This window comes from Ignavibacteria bacterium (assembly GCA_015709655.1).
Classification (GTDB): Bacteria; Bacteroidota; Ignavibacteria; order Kapaibacteriales; family Kapaibacteriaceae; genus OLB6.
On sequence record CP054181.1, the window covers coordinates 1663690 to 1681628 of the forward strand.

General features: G+C 49.7%; 9 protein-coding genes and 1 tRNA gene. 5 read left to right on the forward strand and 5 right to left on the reverse strand.

Features of this window, described 5'->3' with window-relative positions; translation table 11 throughout:
* Nucleotides 1–11: 11 nt before the first annotated feature.
* From HRU79_06685 to HRU79_06695, 3 genes are read left to right on the forward strand one after another with little or no spacing between them, the layout of a single operon-like run.
* The gene (locus tag HRU79_06685) at nt 12–3125 is read left to right on the forward strand and encodes a choice-of-anchor D domain-containing protein (GenBank protein ID QOJ26352.1); all 3114 of its coding nucleotides are present in this window, start codon (nt 12–14) and stop codon (nt 3123–3125) included.
* Nucleotides 3103–5142, forward strand: coding sequence for an OmpA family protein (locus HRU79_06690; GenBank protein QOJ26353.1), 2040 nt, complete (start codon nt 3103–3105; stop codon nt 5140–5142). The genes HRU79_06685 and HRU79_06690 overlap by 23 nt, the downstream gene beginning before the upstream one ends.
* Nucleotides 5142–8813 (forward strand): choice-of-anchor D domain-containing protein, encoded by a 3672-nt coding sequence (locus HRU79_06695; GenBank protein QOJ26354.1) that lies wholly within the window; start codon nt 5142–5144, stop codon nt 8811–8813. The genes HRU79_06690 and HRU79_06695 overlap by 1 nt, the downstream gene beginning before the upstream one ends.
* Nucleotides 8814–8822: 9 nt before the next feature.
* On the opposite strand, the gene clpX is transcribed toward HRU79_06695, so the two are convergent.
* The 4 genes from clpX to HRU79_06715 all read right to left on the reverse strand — a co-directional run bounded on the left by clpX (nt 8823) and on the right by HRU79_06715 (nt 12158).
* Nucleotides 8823–10112 (reverse strand): ATP-dependent Clp protease ATP-binding subunit ClpX, encoded by a 1290-nt coding sequence (gene clpX / locus HRU79_06700; protein QOJ26355.1) that lies wholly within the window; start codon nt 10110–10112, stop codon nt 8823–8825.
* Between the two features lie 18 nt (nt 10113–10130).
* The gene (clpP, locus tag HRU79_06705; GenBank protein QOJ26356.1) at nt 10131–10730 is read right to left on the reverse strand and encodes an ATP-dependent Clp endopeptidase proteolytic subunit ClpP; all 600 of its coding nucleotides are present in this window, start codon (nt 10728–10730) and stop codon (nt 10131–10133) included.
* A gap of 28 nt (nt 10731–10758) precedes the next feature.
* Nucleotides 10759–12051, reverse strand: a complete 1293-nt coding sequence (tig, locus tag HRU79_06710) for a trigger factor (GenBank protein ID QOJ26357.1) — start codon at nt 12049–12051, stop codon at nt 10759–10761.
* A 25-nt stretch (nt 12052–12076) separates the two neighbouring features.
* A tRNA-Leu gene (locus tag HRU79_06715) sits at nt 12077–12158 on the reverse strand.
* Between the two features lie 114 nt (nt 12159–12272).
* Between HRU79_06715 and HRU79_06720 the strand changes: the two genes are divergently transcribed.
* Nucleotides 12273–13607, forward strand: a complete 1335-nt coding sequence (locus tag HRU79_06720; protein QOJ26358.1) for an FAD-dependent oxidoreductase — start codon at nt 12273–12275, stop codon at nt 13605–13607.
* Here the strand turns inward: HRU79_06720 and HRU79_06725 are convergent.
* A complete protein-coding gene (locus HRU79_06725) occupies nt 13537–14118 on the reverse strand; it encodes a phosphatase PAP2 family protein (GenBank protein QOJ26359.1) in 582 nt (193 codons plus the stop codon). The two genes, HRU79_06720 and HRU79_06725, sit on opposite strands and share 71 nt — an antisense overlap.
* 338 nt (nt 14119–14456) lie before the next feature.
* Here HRU79_06725 and HRU79_06730 point away from each other — a divergent pair, with 338 nt between their 5' ends.
* Nucleotides 14457–17936, forward strand: coding sequence for a vitamin B12-dependent ribonucleotide reductase (locus HRU79_06730; GenBank protein QOJ26360.1), 3480 nt, complete (start codon nt 14457–14459; stop codon nt 17934–17936).
* The last annotated feature ends 3 nt before the right edge of the window (nt 17937–17939 follow it).

Sequence of the window (17939 nt, forward strand, 5' to 3'; positions counted from 1 at the left end):
GAATAAATGCTATGTCAATCACTTGCTTAAAGCCCCTTAGCCACTCTCCCGGCTCTGTAGACGGTATATACTGCCTTCGCAAATTGATTTATGTTTTAGTATGGATTGGGCTGATTGCATGTACTCTGCCCATGTTGGGCGGTACTCCCGGTTGGCGACAACTCAGTCCGATGAGTGATGTGCGGTTCGGGCATGATGTGGTACAATTGCACACCGGAGACTTGGTGGTAATAGGGGGCAGAAATTCAGCAGGTGTGGTTCAGGGAACTTCTTTCCTGATCGATGCTGCGACAGGGTCCTACCGCCCGCTTGTTAACCAAGATCCGGTACCCAGAACAAATAGTGCAGTTGTTGCGGTGAAGGACGCAGCGGGCCAGAGTATTGTATACGTGATAGGTGGCTATACAGGAGGAGCTGGAACGTATGTAAGTAGTGCTGCCATTACAAGAATCCGGTATGATTCAGTATCAAAGCTGTGGTCGTACGAAAATGTGGGAACTCTTCCCGTTGCAGTGGGGGACTGCAGAGCAGTGTCTGACGGCGCAGGGAACATTATTGTATCGGGTGGACGTATTCAGAGTGCCGGTCCACTGGGAGTTGGCGTTGTGACAAAAGCAACGGCATCTATCAATATCCAGACGGGGGTTGTGCGCAGACTTGGTGATCACATTACTGCCAGAGCTGCTCATGCCGCCTATTGTTTTCTTGATCAAAATCTACAGCGAACTGTGGCCGTTGCCGGCGGTGAGGATGCCCAAGGCACAAGTACGGAACTCCTGGCCGGTACGGTGTGGGATCCTCGTGCAAATGCGCCGCTGATCCATCGGACGAACTTAGTAGGCATATCGGATAATGCCGGTATTGCACGTGCCTTTGGTGGCGAATCTGGAGGAACACCTGTGGCCACATGTGAATGGTACGACTACAAGAGCGGATGGCGCAATGCGCCACGCATGATTGAAGCCCGTGCTGATTTTGATGTTACGCAGATAGCCGGGACACGAGATACAGCAGCGGCATACATAACAGTGGCCGGCCGGGGTACGGGAACGGCCCTTCGTACATGCGAAATCTTTACGCTGCCATCGGGCTCTGATCCGGCCGGAATGTGGGTACAGTTTAGCCCGTTGAATACTGCGGCATCCGGCCGGCAGGTAGCCGTTGCCGGTAACAATCTGCCCGTTGTTGTTGGCGGTAACGCTACGTCATCTGTAGAATGCTTCCAGCCCCTTTCAATTCCAAATGTATCATTTCCGAGTACTGAAGTAGGGGCACGGTCGGATAGTGTTCCTATCGTTGTTACAAATACATGGATGTTGCCAATAGAGATAAAAAAGATTACTGTTCTCGATGGGGCCGACTTTATTGTTGCGGTTGATACAACAACGGTTAAACTTGCTGCCGGAGAGTCACGCACACTGCTTGGATGGTTCCGACCATCCATGTCGGGAATGCGAACATCCCGTTTAGTGGTTAACCTGGGTATGATTGCTGACACAGTACTCTTAAGCGGAACTGGGCTTGCTTCAACAGTGGAAGTATTAACTGCTGCCGTTGACTTTGGAGATGTACGTGTAGACAGTACGCGCAAAATTTGCTTGCCGGTGTTAAAGAATAACGGATCTGACACGGCATGGATTGACTCGATTGTGATTGAACCTCCAGGAGTGTACGTAGTTGAAAGCCCGGTTGGCAGAGTGGCGGTTGCCCCAGGGACTTCACTCGAGGTTTGCTTTACGTTTACTCCTGCCACCCGCGGAGTAGCTGCCGGATCTGCATCGCTGCATATTGGACCACGTTCGTACCCGGTGTCGGTTATTGGCAATGGTTACCGTACGCTTGCCGTTCTGCGTCAGCCGGGTTGTGATACCGTCTCGGCCCAGCGGAGCGAAGAAGTCAGGCTGAGTGCCATGATTGAGAATGTTGCAGACAGAGATATACAGGTATCTGCAATTTCACTTGCTACTTCGCTACCCGGTATAGCCAGGCTTGCTGATTCATCAGCGATACCGTTTACGCTACGTCCAAACGAACTCCGCTTTGTTGATGTAATTCTAACCGTTCAAAAAGAGGGTGAAGAACGTATTCAGCTATCTGCCATTTCGAATAGTGATTCAGCCGTTGGCGGAGTGCTGTGTGCAGTTGTCCTGTCAAGGTCCGTTGTTCCCAGCATTTCTGCAATTGCAGTAGGTGACCTTTGTATAGGCGATACGGTGTCTACAACCGTTATCCTTACAAACACCAGTGCTGTTGAATCAATTACCATAACAGATGTTACGGTCGAGAATACGCAGCAGGCGCAGGTTGACTCAGGCACGGGCTTCGTGCTATCCCCAAGATCAAGTAAGGTTCTAAGAGTAACTGTTACTGCCTCACAACCTGGAGCAATTGCTGGATCACTTGTCGTGAATTCTACACGGGGTTCAACGGCAATACCAATTCAGGGCCGGGCGATGGACGCACTTGCAGTTGTGCTTCCGTCAGCCTCAATGCAGCCCGGGGATATCAAGGTGTTGCCGGTTGAAATCAACGCCATTTCTGATACAGTAACAGAGTTTAGCATTGCTCATGCGTATGATATGCTCGCTATTACCGGTGTGAGTACGATGCAGACAGATGCCGTTGTCTCGGCCCGCAGTTCAGTGCAGCGGGAATCTGGAGGAACACGGATTCGGATTGTATGGGACTCGCCGTTGCCGATACCGGTTGCGCGGGTGGGAATACAGGTAGAAGCATTGAGGGGCTCTGACGTGGTGTCGAAACTATACTGTGAACGTTCTGCTATTGGCGAAGCATGTGTTTCATCTGACACGTCCGAAATCGCAGTAAATCCCAATTGTGGCCTGGAGAGGTCACTCGTACGCATGAGTTCAGGTGCCAACGTGCGTGTTTCACCCACTCCTGCCACCGATAACATGATCATTACAGTTTCTGCCGTTAACCGTACACCGCAGTTGTTACGGATTGTTGACGCTGATGGCATTATTCATCATTCCGTAGTAAACCCGTCGGTATCTGTTCCGATGAGCATCGGAGTATCAGACCTGCCTGCCGGCATTTACTCAGCACAACTATTTTCCGAAAAGGGGCTTGAGGATTCGTATGTATTCGTTGTACTACACTAAGGAGCACATTCAACGACTGGTGTGCTTGTGTACGTTGTTGTTTGTTGTTGTATGCGGCATGTTTGCTGCCCCACAGGAATTATTCCGAATCGGGCTTACCGGGTCAGCGGGTCTCAACATGCACAATGGAACGCTGACTACCAATGACGGTCTGTTGGAATGCGGAAAATTTACTGATGCTACAACTCCCGGGTGGACAGTAGGCAACAGCTTCTGGTATCCGTTAACGGAGAATATTGTATTTAACCCACGACTGCAATACTGGAAGGCCGACGGGGTGTTCACGGCTCCGAATGATGTACAGCCAAATGTTGCCCTACCCAACGGTACACTGGTTAGAATGAACAGTGAGTACCGTGTTTCTACATCGCTTGACTATATCAACCTGGACTTGCTTGCATTATGGTATCCAATCGAGCGGCTGTTCCTGGGATTCGGGCCACAGGTTGGGTGCAATCTTCGTGCAGCTTTTGAGCAGACAGAGACAATTCTTGAACCATCATTCCTTGAGTTTACGCAGGGAGGACGGGAACGTACATTCCTTTCTTCCAGCTTTGCTCAGAACAATACAAGTGCAAATCTGCGTATCGCTGTATCCGCTCTGGCCGGTTATGATATACCGACAACAGCAGATCTTGTAATATCACCCGAAATTGGTTATACCTACGGATTTACAAATATCCTTAATACATCTGACTGGAGCGTCCATTACCTGCATGCCGGTGTAACAGTAGCCTGGTCAGTGAAGTCCGCACCCGAGCCGCTTCCTGCTCAGCCTACACCTCCGGCTGACGCAAAACCTGTCATCGTTGCAGAGGCAGCCAGGCCGGTTCGGTCAATGTCAGTTGATGTAAGCGGGAAGATGTCGGATGGAAGCATAATACCCGGTGCCGACATCCTGATTCACGAAGAGCGTATAGGCGATGTAGCACCATTGCTGCCATTCGTGTTTTTTGATGCTGGATCTGCCAGTGTGCCGGCTCGTTACAAAGAATTTGCAGGAATGAGTTTTGATGAACGGATGCTGCAGGATAGTATTCTGGGCTTGTATCACAACCTCCTGAACATCGTGGGATCACGTTTACGCCTGTATCCAGATGCCAACCTCGTGATTCAGGGATTCTGTGAACCCCTGGATGGTGAAACCGACACAACCCTTGCATTGCAGAGAGCACGGTCCGTAAAAGATTTTCTTGCCAATTCATGGAGAATAAGCGAATCACGAATTCAAATAAAGTCCGGTACACTGCCGGCCGTGGTTTCCAATCGTGCAGCGCAGGACGGAAGGGAAGAAAACCGTCGTGCTGAACTTTCAAGTGCTGATCCCCGGATTCTGGCACCCATTCAATTGGCATTCACAAAACGGAACGTGGAACCTCGTGAACTTGTTATTAAGCCCGTGTTCTCGACTCAGGATGATATCGCAGAGAAGGAAGCTCGGCTTATCATGAACGGGAATCAGGTTGGAAGCAGTATCCCGATATCCGGTGCTGAAGCAGTGTGGACGGTGAATGCGGGCAGTTTAACAGAAGTTCTGGGTGTGAAGAACTCCGTAACAGGTGAAGTGAATGTTTCAGTTCGGTATTCTGACGGGCAGACCGATGCCAGAAGCTCACTGATGAGCGTGCGTCGTATTGTTCAAAGCCGTCGCTACTCAAATGAGCTTGTGCGCGATAGTGTGATTGAACGATTTCGGCTAATCTTTTTCGACTTTGACAAACCAGTGATAAGCAGCTTTAATAAATCGATTTTAGATCTCATTCGGAGTAGGATGCGAACTAATTCGGCTATTCGGATTACCGGTTTTACTGACAGAATGGGCAGTGTACCGTACAACACTGAACTATCGCGGCGTAGAGCCGAAGCCATCGAAGCAGATATTAAGCAACGCATTGTTCCGAATCATGTTAGCTTACAGGCTGCCGGCCCCACATTAATCTACAATAATGAGTTGCCCGAAGGCAGGTGGTACAACCGTACCGTACTCATCGAAATTGCAACCCCGGCGGAGGAATAATGAAAGCGCTGACAATAGCTTCTCTGTATGTGGTTGTTGCATGTGTGGTACTGGGCAATTCGGCCGGTGCACAAACCATGCTGGAACTTAACGATCAGTTGCCGCCGTATTTACTGAGTGCCAGACTCCTAAACAATGGACATTTTTCGATAACGACAAACTATACTACAGATACCACCAAGACACTGATATACCGGGAAGACGGTGCAGGGAATCGTCCGGTTAACTATACCTCGCACGTTCATATTAAAATTGATGATGTGGTTTACCAGCTGCCGTACGAAATTGACAGGACAACTGACCTACCGCCGCCACCCAACCCCCTTATTGTTCAGGATTTATTTCGGGATACCGTCCAGGGCAGACCAAGGATAAATACCAGACTTCTGGCAATACCATCCGCCGGCGACAGCGTGAAACTGGTTTTTACGATGGAGCCGGTGCAGCGTCCCAGTGGCGGCTTTATCCGCTTATCGGTTCGTGTTGACAATTCCGGGATTGTACCGCACTCAATAGGTGTGCTGATGCTTGTTGATACCAAGATTGGGAAGAACGACAGAGCACCAATCGGAACGGCATTCGGCTACAGCGGGATCGAATCGCAGTATCGCAGAAATACAGCACCCGGAATTCCGGAGTTTTGGATTGCACTGGAAGGAACGCCGCTGGCACCCGGCCTGACGGCGCGTGGTAACCTTCGGGCAAGTGAACTTATTGAGCCCGACCGGTTTTTGTTTGGTAACTGGGTTGACGATAACAGTACAGGTATTCCCGGGCTGTACAAAGTTATGTGGGACGAGCGGATTCCATCGGGATTAAGCTTTACTGACAGTGCAATTTTACTTCTGTGGGAGCAACAAAAGCTTGCTGCACGAACGCGAAAACTGCTCGCTGCAACCGAAATTGGTTTGGTTGATTCGCTCTCGGTTTCGTTTGGAACCGGTGGCGGTGGTGGTGGTAGTGGTGGCGGGGGCGGGGGTAGCCTTGGTGTTGCCGGACCCGGAGGGTGTATGCGTGTTGCCACCGTGATAGAGGATACCTGTGGGAAGGCCGGATATTCACCGTATGCCCCTGATACCGTTACCAGTTTATTCCTGGTTACAAACACTGGCCAGAACCTGTTAAACAATGTTAGAGTTGAGCTGGGTGCTTTGCCGGCAGGAATTAGGCCCCTTGTTCAGACAACACAGGTAATTCCGGCGGCTCTTACTGTTGATCAAACTGGTGTTGGTCTGGCCTCATTCGAAGTTGTCCCCAGATTGTATGACCAAACCTATACTATCCCGATTGCGTTTATGGCTAACGCATCAGATACGATTCTGCAAAGCACAGTGTGTGTGATCGTCCCCGGCATACTTGGAAAGATAGACGGAGCGAATACTGTTACTCTACCGGTGTGTCCGGGAAACCGTGATACGTTTGATATTCCTGTCAAACTGGATGGAATCCGGTGTCTGCCCATGTACCGTGCAACTGTGATTGCACCTTCCGGTGCTCCTGCCTCCATCGTAGGTCCATTGCCTGTACTTCCTGCCAATGGTAGTGCATCGGTACAAATTGAATCTGCACCATTATCTGAGCAGCAAACAGATGTGTATGTCCAAATTGTAGTGCGTGACTGGGAATCACTTGCCCCTGGTGATACAACCTGGGTTGAATTGATTGATACTGTAAAGGTGACAATCGTTGGTAAGCATGCAGAAGTTCAGGCGCTTACTGCCGGTGATACGTTGGTTCTGCCAAGGATCTGTGTGCGCGATACAATGGTTGATTCAATGCAAATTCAAAACGTTGGTGGGTGTGATGCCACGATTACAAATGCGCGACTAAGCAATGATGCGGGGGGCGTATTTACACTCAATACGAAAACCGTAATACCGCAAACTATTGCCCGTGGCGCCCGCGGCCAACTCTTTGTGCAGGCAAGTTCTGCAATAGCAGGTACCTTCGTAGGCGAAATCGAGTTCAGTTCACCGGCAAAACCCGTAGTGATAAGAGTCCCCGTTAAAATCGAGGTGGATAAACCGGCGTATTCCGTACAAGGTGATACCTTGTACATGGATACTATTTGTACAAACGCAACCACTGCAAAAAGTTTCGATCTCGCCAATATCACAGGCTGCGACATCCTGATCGATTCGGTTAGAATACTTGGTACCGATCCGGCAGCGATTAGTCCGCAAACATCCTTCCTGGTAGGTCCGAAATCCACGTTGAGCATTTCGGTTGCTGTAACACCGGTTGTGCAAGGGGCTTGGACGTCAACATTCAGGATATTCAGTGCCGAGGGTGGTAATCGTGACATTACGGTCGTTGGATATTCGGCTGACAAAAGCTTGAACGTAACTGACAGTATTTATATGGGACGCCAGCGAGTGTCGCAGAATATGGTGTATGTTCTTGATAGTGTTGTTATCAGCAACAACTCACAAACACCACTCACCATTACAGGTGTGCAGTACGGAGGGCAAAATCCTACCGACGCAACACTCGAGTTGCCCGGAGGCCAGCCGTGGCCGATAACGATTCTGCCTCTGCAAGGTCAAACATGCTTTGTCACCAGCCGAACACAGGGAATAGGTGAGAGACGCACCCTGGCCATACTTCAGACCCGTGAACAATTATGTGCTCCAATTCTGCCGGTTACCATTGTACAATACGGTGTTCAGCCACTACTCGACATTGAGCGACATGACATCCAAAAAGGTAGTGTGTGTTATGGAGGTGTTGCAGATACAACCGTCACGATCAGAAATCTTGGAAACGAAGCACTGAGTATCAACAAAATAACCTGTACTGGGTCAAATGCATTTACGCTACCTGAGCCCCTTCCCATACGCCTGGACAGCGGAGAAGAAAAACAGCTTGCAATTCGGCTAAGTCCAACCCGAATTGGTCCGGATGCCTGTGAATGTACGGTTCAGACAAATGCCGACTGGTTTACTGTTCAGGATACTACACTTCGGATAGGAATTGTTGGAGTAGTGTGCGGGACGCTGTGGGCTGACACTGTTGATGCCATGGTAGGCACAGTATCCGAAATACCAATTTATTTACAACCTGACGAACGAACAACGCTAACCCAGGATTCGTTGTTTGCTGTGCTGGCATCTCAGGGGACACTGACCGAGTTTGAAGTTCGTACCGACAGCAGTATGGCACGATTTACAACAGACATTCAGGGCTTAATTTCCGGAACGGTTCAGCCAGTACCCGGATCAGCGTATGTGAGCGGTGTGCCTGCTGTTACCGGAACCGTTAATGAGCTTGCACGACTCTCAGCCGACATACTTCTGGGTTCCCGGTTGCGGAGTCCGATAATCATTAAACTTAACACCATTGCCGGCGGCTACTTTGATATCCGCACTAAGGACGGACTGCTACGGGCTGACTACTGTGCATTTGACCAGAGGCGGGTTACGCCAGTACAGCAAGGTGTACAGCTATACACATACGGGGCGGACGTTAGCCTGATTGGTTTTGAGTCAGGCACGGTCTTGGTTCAGTGGCATACCCTGCAAGGTGATTTGTTGTCGTCACAGGAAATGAGTGTATCTGCAGGAGAAACAGTATCAGTACCAGTTCCCAACAATTCGCATGGTGTATTGTTTGTAACGGTTACCGGCACAAACGGAGTTGTCCAGCGGAGTGCCGTTGTACACTTGCATTAAGTTGGACGATTAAACCGTTTTTTTCGCAGACTTAGTAGGTGATGGTGATTGTACTGCGTCCTGCAGCTCGAGCAGGGGCTCGCTCTTATTATCCACAACCTGGCGGGTGATAACGCATCTGCGTACGTTTTCTACATCGGGCAGTTTATACATGATTGGATTCATGATTTCTTCCATCACGCCTCGCAAGCCGCGGGCGCCGGTGCGTCGGGCCTTTGCTTTTGCTACTATTGCTTCTAATGCATCACGTTCGAACTCCAGTTCGATTCCTTCAAGAAGCATTAACTTTTGATACTGCTTTACCAAGGCATGTTTGGGATTCGTTAAAATATCCAACATGGCAGCATCGCTCAGTGGGTCAAGAGCAGTTACAACCGGAAGCCTGCCAATAAACTCGGGTATAAAGCCAAAGCGCATCAGGTCTTCGGGCTCTACGTACCGCAATAGGAAAGCACTTTCTTCTATGGACGGAGCTGAGCCCGCCGTGAATCCGATGGAGGCCGGCCGCATTCTGCGTGCGATGATTTTATCCAGACCCTCGAACGCACCACCGCAGATAAACAGAATATTCCGTGTGTTGACATTTATCAGCGGCTGTTCCGGGTGCTTACGTCCACCCTTAGGAGGTATTCCGGCAATTGTACCCTCAAGAATCTTCAGCAGACCCTGCTGCACACCTTCGCCAGAAACGTCGCGGGTTATGGAGGCAGAATCACTTTTCCTGGTGATCTTGTCAACCTCATCAACATAGATGATACCTCGTTCGGCGCGCTCTACGTTGTAATCGGCATTCTGAAGCAGGTTTACGATAATGCTTTCCACATCATCGCCAACATACCCTGCTTCCGTAAGCGTTGTTGCGTCGGCAATAGCAAACGGAACATCCAGGATACGTGCAAGTGTCTGTGCGAGCAGGGTTTTCCCGGTACCTGTTGGACCCAGTAGCAGAATGTTGCTTTTGTCGATCTCTACATCATCAAATGGGCTTACAAGGTCTTGTGCCTGAATCCGCTTGTAGTGGTTGTAAACGGCAACTGAAAGAGTTTCCTTAGCGTTATCCTGCCCAATCACATACGAATCCAGACGCTGTTTGATTTCGGACGGGCGTGGCAGGGTGGAGATATCGGATCGAAGCGATGTTTGTGGCTGGTTCTTTCTAAGAATCTCAACTGAATTCTGAACGCAGATATCGCACATATAAGCCCCCTTCCCTGCGATCAGGCTGGTTACTTCGCGTGAGCTGCGACCACAAAACGAGCAATGTAATTCTTCCGGGTGTCCGGTATCAGTTGAGTCCATAATGTCAGTGCCGATAAGTTAAACAGTACCGGTAGTTCGTGTAAGCACCTTGTCAATCAAACCGTATTCGAGTGCTTCCTGCGACGTCATCCAGTTATCGCGGTCTGCATCCCGCCTAATGGTATCGAAGTCTTTACCGGTATGTTCTGCGATCACAGCGTACAACATGTCACGTGTACGCAGCATCTCGCGGGTATAGATTTCGATATCCGAAGCCTGACCTTGCGAGCCACCGTGGGGCTGGTGCATCATCACGCGTGAATGGGGGAGAGCATACCGCTTTCCCTTAGTACCGGCGCAAAGCAGCACCTGTGCCATCGAGGCAGCCATACCAACACAGATTGTACTGATATCTGGCTTTACAAACTGCATTGTATCGTAAATGGCCATTCCTGCAGACACGCTGCCACCAGGAGAGTTAATATAAACCGATATATCCTTAGCAGGATCTTCGCTTTGCAAGAACAACAGCTGGGCAATTGTCAAACTGGCCACGTAGTCATCAATTGGTGTGCCAATGAAAACGATACGTTCTTTTAATAGTCGAGAATAGATATCGTAGGCGCGTTCGCCGCGACTGGTTTGTTCTACAACCATCGGCACGAGCTGGGAGTGCATAGTTAACGTCCTTCTTGAAGTTACACGATTACGAATGGCTTTCTTCTGGGAAAACTGCTTCAGCCGACTCATCGGTTGGAGCAGGTATTGTGTTAATGACAGCGTATCCGAGCAACGTATCCATTGCTTTTTCGGAAAGCAATCTGTCGGCAAATGACTCGCTGCGTGCCATTAGCAGGTTTAGTTGATCTACCGGCAGGCCTGTACGTTCGGCAGCGCTATCGATGTCTTCCTTGGTAAGAGTAATACCTTCCTTGGCAATTATCTGCTGGCGGATCAATTCCCACTTTGCGATTCGTACAGCCGGATCGCGGAGTTCATGTTCAAGGTCGTGGGCAGTAAGTTTCTCCAGCCGTGGGTCACCCTCATTTCTCTTTTTAAAATCATCAAACAGCTGATGAATAACCGCATGGGTTAACGATTCCGGAACATCGAAGTCATGGGCCAGAACCAGCTTGTCAACAATTTGATTTTCTACTGACTGCCGGGCCATTTGATCGAAGTACGCCTGGATCTGCCTGCGAATATCGGCTTTCAGTTCTTCGGTTGTATGAATATGGTTCTCGGTGATTTGCTCTACAAACTCATCGGTAAAATCGGCAGGCACAACTTTCTGAATATCAGTAATCGTAACGCGGTACGACGGTGGCTGTGCATTGGGATCGGCGGTTTCGGCAACGTATGTGAAAACCGTACCAACGGTACCGTTATGGAGCGAATTTCTCAGGTGCATGTCAACCGAATCATCGTCTAAATACACCTTCGTTTCCGTTGTTTCGGCACCAATTATCGGCATCGACGTTTCTTTGTCGACCTCATTCATCGAGATTGTTGCAACGAACTGCGTATCGGTAATTTGTTCTGCAGGCTGAAATGTTGCTGCTTTCATGCGCAGGTACTCAATCTCGCGCTGCACATCGGCATCGGTAGCTTCACGGACCGGCTTATCAACCTCGATATTACGATACTCACCCAGGTTGATTTCGGGGAGAATTTCGTATTCAATGACAAAGGTTACGGCATCTGATTCCTTGCGGATATCTACCAATGCGGGAGTACCGACAACAGGAACCGCTTCGTCCTTGGCGTACTTTCTGAACTCGGAATCGGCAATAGTTTCAAGAGCATCCGTTTCGATCTGGCGTCCCATCGTCTGCCGAATAACACTAATCGGAACCTTACCCTTCCTAAACCCCTTCATGGTTATCTCGGCTTGAGCAGCCTGATATGCATGTTGATAGTGGGGTTTTAGGTCATCCGGTTCCAGGTGAATTTGAACTTGGCGTTTACAGCCTGCCAGTACATTTGTAGTACGTTCCAAGAAATCTCCAGGATAAAGTATGTTGTGCGGAAGGAGAGACTCGAACTCTCACGAGTTGCCCCGCCAGATCCTAAGTCTGGTGCGTCTGCCAATTCCGCCACTTCCGCGGGGCTGCAAAGATAAACAGATTGCTGTCCGAAATACGTCACGGGTGCCTTCTTTCTGTCAGAAACTGGAAGATTTTGCCGGCAACATGGTCATTAATCATACACAATTGTAGCATGGACATTATCATTCTTGGCGGGGGCTGGGCCGGTATTGCTGCTGCAATAACAGCGGTGCGGAATGGTGCGGCTGTGACGCTGGTAGAGGCGCGTCCGTACCTTGGAGGCAGGGCACGATCGTTCATGCACAGGGATACCCGTACGGTAATCGACAATGGGCAGCATGTAATGATAGGTGCGTATTCTGCTGCTGATTCGGTATTGAAAACCCTGGGAACGGATACCATTTTGGATAAACAAACGTCAATCACGGTTGCCTTTGTAGGTCAGCAAGGCTCACAATCGGTGCTAAATACCGGAAGGCTACCGGGACGAGCAGGGCTGGTTACAGGAATACTTGGAATTCGGCATCTGGGTTTGACCAGCAAGCTGGCAATTCTAAAACTTGCTCAACGGATCATATCGAATCCGCCCGATACAACCGGGCTCACCTGTACACAGTTCCTTATCCGCGAACGTCAGCCCAACGCTGCCATTGGTGGCTTTTGGGACCCAATAATTCTTGCAACACTCAACGCACCTCCGGAGAAGGCTGCCGCATCCCTCCTTGTTAACGTGCTGCGCCTGTCGTTTTTTGCCGGTACCGGAGCCTCAGGACTTTGGATACCAACTACGGGACTAAGTGATCTGTTAAGCCCCTTCCCTGACTGGCTGAACAACCATCATGGTACACTTATAACGGGTGATGCAGTGCAGTTACTGAAACCTCATGAAAGGGGCTTGGGCTGGACGCTTACTCTGCACAGCGGCACAATGCTTAACGGAGCTCGGGTGATTAGTGCGATACCACAGCGTGCCCTGCACCGTCTGGCAACAGCATCAAACCTAACCATTAATCTGCCTGCAGAACCTGAAGTGAGCCCAATTCTTAGCGTGTACCTGTGGTACGATACACAGTGGTTATCCGCTGACTTCTGTGCTGCGCTGGGCACAACGGTGCAGTGGATTTTTAATAAAAAAAGAATCCGCGAAGGACTTGTTGCCCTTACCATTAGTGCCGCCAGCATTGTACCCGATAACCATGACCGAATTGTTCAGCTCTGCAGGACAGAGCTGGAATCACTCTTTCCTGAATCGAAGCATGCAACCATCGTGCATGCCCAGGTGATTCGTGAAAAGCAGGCTACCCCCCTGATAACACCGGAAATCGAATCAGCAAGGACCAGCTACTTTACCAGGCATCAGAACCACGGTATTCCGGTCGGACATGGCGACAACACTCTGTGGCTTGCCGGTGACTGGACGATGCCCGGACTACCCGCTACAATTGAAGCCGCTGCCCGGAGTGGGATTTATGCTGCCGGTCAGGCATGTTCCAGAACCGTTTCGTAATCCACAGTAAACCATAGCCCCCTGCCATCCCTAATGCAAAACCGGCCAGAACATCGCTGGGCCAGTGAACGCCGCAATACACCCGTGAGAAGGCAATAAGACCGGCAAGCGTGTACCATAACCAGACTCTTGACGGGAAGTACCCCGTTAGAACGACTGCTCCCGCAGCATTATTGAGCGCATGATTCGACGGGAAGCTGCCACCCCCTGATCCCACTAACTGATATACATCGGGTAGGACGCTGAACGGGCGCAAACGATGTATCGCCTCCTTGAGCAGATGGTGCGACGTGAAGTCGAGCACCCCTGCCAATACCACAAGTGATACAGCACACCACCGGCCCCGCTTCCCGCCAAATACAACCAGGTAGAACAAGCCTGCAAACCAGATCCACTTCCAGTTGGAGCTGGAAGTAATCCATACAAAAAACGTGTCCAGCCAACCTGACGAAAGGCCGTGGTTGATGCTATAAAACAACCACCTGTCGAGTGATTCAAGCCAAGGTACCATGTGATTGCCGAAAGCTATGGAATTTTTCCGGTTCCCGGCTGGTCATCCTTTTTTATCCACATATACCCAATGTTATTTGTCTGCATCGCTGCTTATCCTAATTTGTGAACTATTGGCTTTGCACTGAAAGAAAAGGGCCATCAGATTGAAAGAGTAGCGGCAAAGCACAAAGCGGCTTAACGAATTCATGACCAGACATTTTAACTATACAGCCAGTGAATGTTGGCAGTAGAGGACGCATTCTCTCTACAGGTGTTTTCTTCACAGTAGAATGTCGAGTCATTTAGTCGTTACCGTAAAATTATTTAATACCCCTAATTGTAGGATGAGGTTACGGCATGCGCATTACGCGTTGTTTTACTAAGCAAGGACAGAATGTTTTTGATTCATTTGTTTACACTCGAAGATCTTCTACGCTTCGGAACCCGGACGGTACCGTGGTGTTTCAGATGGACGACATTGAAGTACCAGAACGTTGGTCGCAAGTAGCAACCGACATCCTGGCTCAGAAGTACTTCCGTCGGGCAGGTGTTCCGCAAACTGATGAGCACGGCAACCCTGTTCTTGACGAGAGTGGTGAACAGGTACTGGGCAGAGAACGTTCTGTCAAGCAGGTAGTACACCGGCTGGCAGGATGCTGGAGATGGTGGGGTGAGCAGCATGGGTATTTTGACTCTGCCGATGACGCACAGGCCTTTTACGATGAAGTTGCCTATATGCTGCTGAATCAAATGGCTGCTCCTAATTCTCCGCAGTGGTTTAACACCGGCTTGAACTGGGCATACGGGATAACCGGAACATCACAGGGGCATTACTATGTTGACCCTGAAACACAACGCCTGGTTAAATCCAAGGATGCCTACAGTCACCCGCAGCCACATGCCTGCTTTATTCAGGGAGTGTCGGACGACTTAGTGAACGAAGGCGGCATTTTTGACCTTGCCACCCGTGAAGCCCGCATTTTTAAGTACGGCAGTGGTACAGGCTCCAACTTCAGCAGTTTACGGGGCGAAAACGAAAAGTTATCCGGCGGCGGAGTATCGAGCGGCTTAATGAGCTTCCTGAAAATTTTTGACCGTGCAGCCGGTGCAATCAAAAGCGGTGGCACGACCCGCCGTGCCGCAAAAATGGTGATCCTTAATGTTGATCACCCCGATATTGAAAAATTTATCGACTGGAAGGCAAAAGAAGAAGAAAAAGTGGCATCACTGGTTGCCGGTAGTAAGGTGTGTTCTACATTCTTACAGGCAATTATGGACGAAGCGCATACAAACGGCGCCGATCCGCATAGCAATAAGGCTTTGGACACTCTTATTCGGAAAGCACTGCATCGCGGCGTTCCCTACAATGTTGTACGCCGGACCCTCGACATGGTGGCACAAGGGTTTACAACATTAAACTTCTCTACTTTCGATACAAATTACGAGGGTGAGGCTTACGGCACTGTGAGCGGACAGAACTCCAACAATACTGTTCGGGTGACCAATGACTTCATGCATGCCGTACTGAACGATACAACCTGGGACCTGGTATGGCGTACCGATAATACCAAGCGCATTTCGGTTCGTGCCCGCGACTTGTGGAATAAAATCAACATGGCCTCGTGGAAGAGTGCTGACCCGGGACTTCAGTTTGATACAACCATCAATGAATGGCACACATGTCCCGCTGACGGCAGAATCAACGGCTCGAATCCGTGTTCGGAATACATGTTCCTGGACGATACGGCCTGTAATCTGGCGTCATTAAATCTTGCACACTTTTACAGTGTTGAAAAGGAAACATTTTTAATTGATGAGTACAGGCATGCAATCCGGCTATGGACCGTGGTGCTCGAAATATCAGTTCTCATGGCCCAGTTTCCTTCAAAAGAAGTTGCCGTACGAAGTTTTAACTTCAGGACGCTTGGCCTGGGTTATGCCAACCTTGGAACGGTTCTGATGGTTATGGGGATCCCCTATAATTCACCGCGAGCACTCAGCCTGTGCGGTGCCCTTTCTGCTATCATGACCGGCGAAGCATACGCAACCTCAGCAGAGATGGCCCGAGATGTAGGGGCTTTTGCCAGATACAAGAGTAATGCCGAAGACATGCTTCGTGTAATTCGAAATCATAGGCGTGCAGCATACAATGCCGAAAAAGAGGAATACGAGCATCTAACAATTACACCCCGTGGTATCGACCACAATGATTGTCCGGAACCCTTGCGGAAAGCAGCCACCCACGCCTGGGATCGTGCTCTTGAGCTTGGTTTAAAGTACGGCTACCGGAACGCACAGACTACCGTGATTGCACCAACAGGTACAATCGGTCTGCTGATGGACTGTGATACCACGGGTATTGAGCCTGACTTTGCAATTGTAAAATTCAAGAAGCTGGCCGGAGGTGGTTACTTTAAGATTGTAAACCAAAGTGTAAGTATAGCACTACATAAATTGGGCTATACCGACAGTCAAATTGAAAGCATAGAACGCTTTTGTAAAGGTCACGGAACTCTTGTTGGCAGCCCCGTTATTAACAAAGCCTCGCTCCGTGAAAAAGGGCTTCCTGAATTTGCCATCGATAAGATCGAAGACCAGCTTGATTCCGCTTTTGATATCCGTTTTGTTTTTAATCGGTTTACCCTGGGTGACGATGTTTGCGCAAAGCTCGGCTTTACCGAGGCCGAGATGGAGCAGCCAAGGTTTTCGGTTCTCTCGGCATTAGGCTTTACCGACGAAGAAATCGAAGCTGCCAACACGTACGTTTCGGGTACCATGACGATTGAAGGGGCTCCGTACTTAAAAGATGAGCACTTGCCGATTTTTGACTGTGCAAATAAATGCGGAAAAAGCGGTCAGCGTTATATCCCATACATGGCCCATGTTCGAATGATGTCGGCAGCCCAGCCCTTTATCAGTGGAGCTATTTCAAAAACAATCAACATGCCGGGCGAAGCCACCGTTAGCCAGGTGGAAGAAGTACACTTCGAAAGCTGGAAACAGATGGTAAAAGCCATTGCCTTGTATCGCGACGGTTCGAAGCTTAGTCAGCCGTTAAATGCCTCTGCGGACAGCTACGACGAAATTGTCATGCTTGGCGATGAAGACACGCTGGATGAAACCAAGGGTCCGAAAGAAGTGTATGAAGTAATCCGTGAACGCGTTTATCACAGGGCAGAACGCAGACGTCTGCCCAAACGACGCCATGGATACGTGCGCGAGGCAACGGTTGGCGGACACAAGGTTTACGTGCGTACCGGTGAGTTTGACGACGGTCAGCTGGGTGAGATTTTTATTGATATGTACAAGGAAGGAGCTTCTTTTAAGGGGCTCATGAATTGCTTTGCCGTTCTTGTGTCAAAAGCCTTACAGTACGGCGTTCCGCTTGAAGAGCTTGTTGATACCTTTACCTTTACCCGATTCGAACCGGCAGGCTTTGTTGAAGGACACGAAGCAATTAAAAATGCGACCTCAATCCTGGATTATGTGTTCAGGACGTTGGGGTATGACTACTTAAACCGTACTGATTTTGTCCACGTAAAGGCCGTAGACGAGGTTGCACCGTCAAAAAACAATAAACTTCCCGAAAAAACGGGCTTACCTGATGGTGCGCGAGCGGTTTCGGATTCAGAGAATTTTCATCCGCCGATAGTGGTTGGAGATAATCCGGAGAAAGTTACCGGTATTATTGGCGGACGAGTAGCAGATGCACGGATGATTGCAATCGAAATGGGATTTACCGGTGAAGCATGCGGCAAATGCGCATCGATGCACGTAAAGATTAACGGTTCATGTATGGTATGTGTTGATTGCGGCCACACTACGGGGTGTTCGTAGGCA

Coding starts and splice junctions, on each gene's coding strand:
- HRU79_06720 (QOJ26358.1), top strand. CDS start 12,273: ATGGACATTATCATTCTTGGCGGGGGCTGGGCCGGTATTGCTGCTGCA.
- clpP (QOJ26356.1), bottom strand. CDS start 10,730: ATGCACTCCCAGCTCGTGCCGATGGTTGTAGAACAAACCAGTCGCGGC.
- HRU79_06685 (QOJ26352.1), top strand. CDS start 12: ATGTCAATCACTTGCTTAAAGCCCCTTAGCCACTCTCCCGGCTCTGTA.
- HRU79_06725 (QOJ26359.1), bottom strand. CDS start 14,118: ATGGTACCTTGGCTTGAATCACTCGACAGGTGGTTGTTTTATAGCATC.
- HRU79_06695 (QOJ26354.1), top strand. CDS start 5,142: ATGAAAGCGCTGACAATAGCTTCTCTGTATGTGGTTGTTGCATGTGTG.
- clpX (QOJ26355.1), bottom strand. CDS start 10,112: ATGGACTCAACTGATACCGGACACCCGGAAGAATTACATTGCTCGTTT.
- HRU79_06690 (QOJ26353.1), top strand. CDS start 3,103: ATGTATTCGTTGTACTACACTAAGGAGCACATTCAACGACTGGTGTGC.
- HRU79_06730 (QOJ26360.1), top strand. CDS start 14,457: ATGCGCATTACGCGTTGTTTTACTAAGCAAGGACAGAATGTTTTTGAT.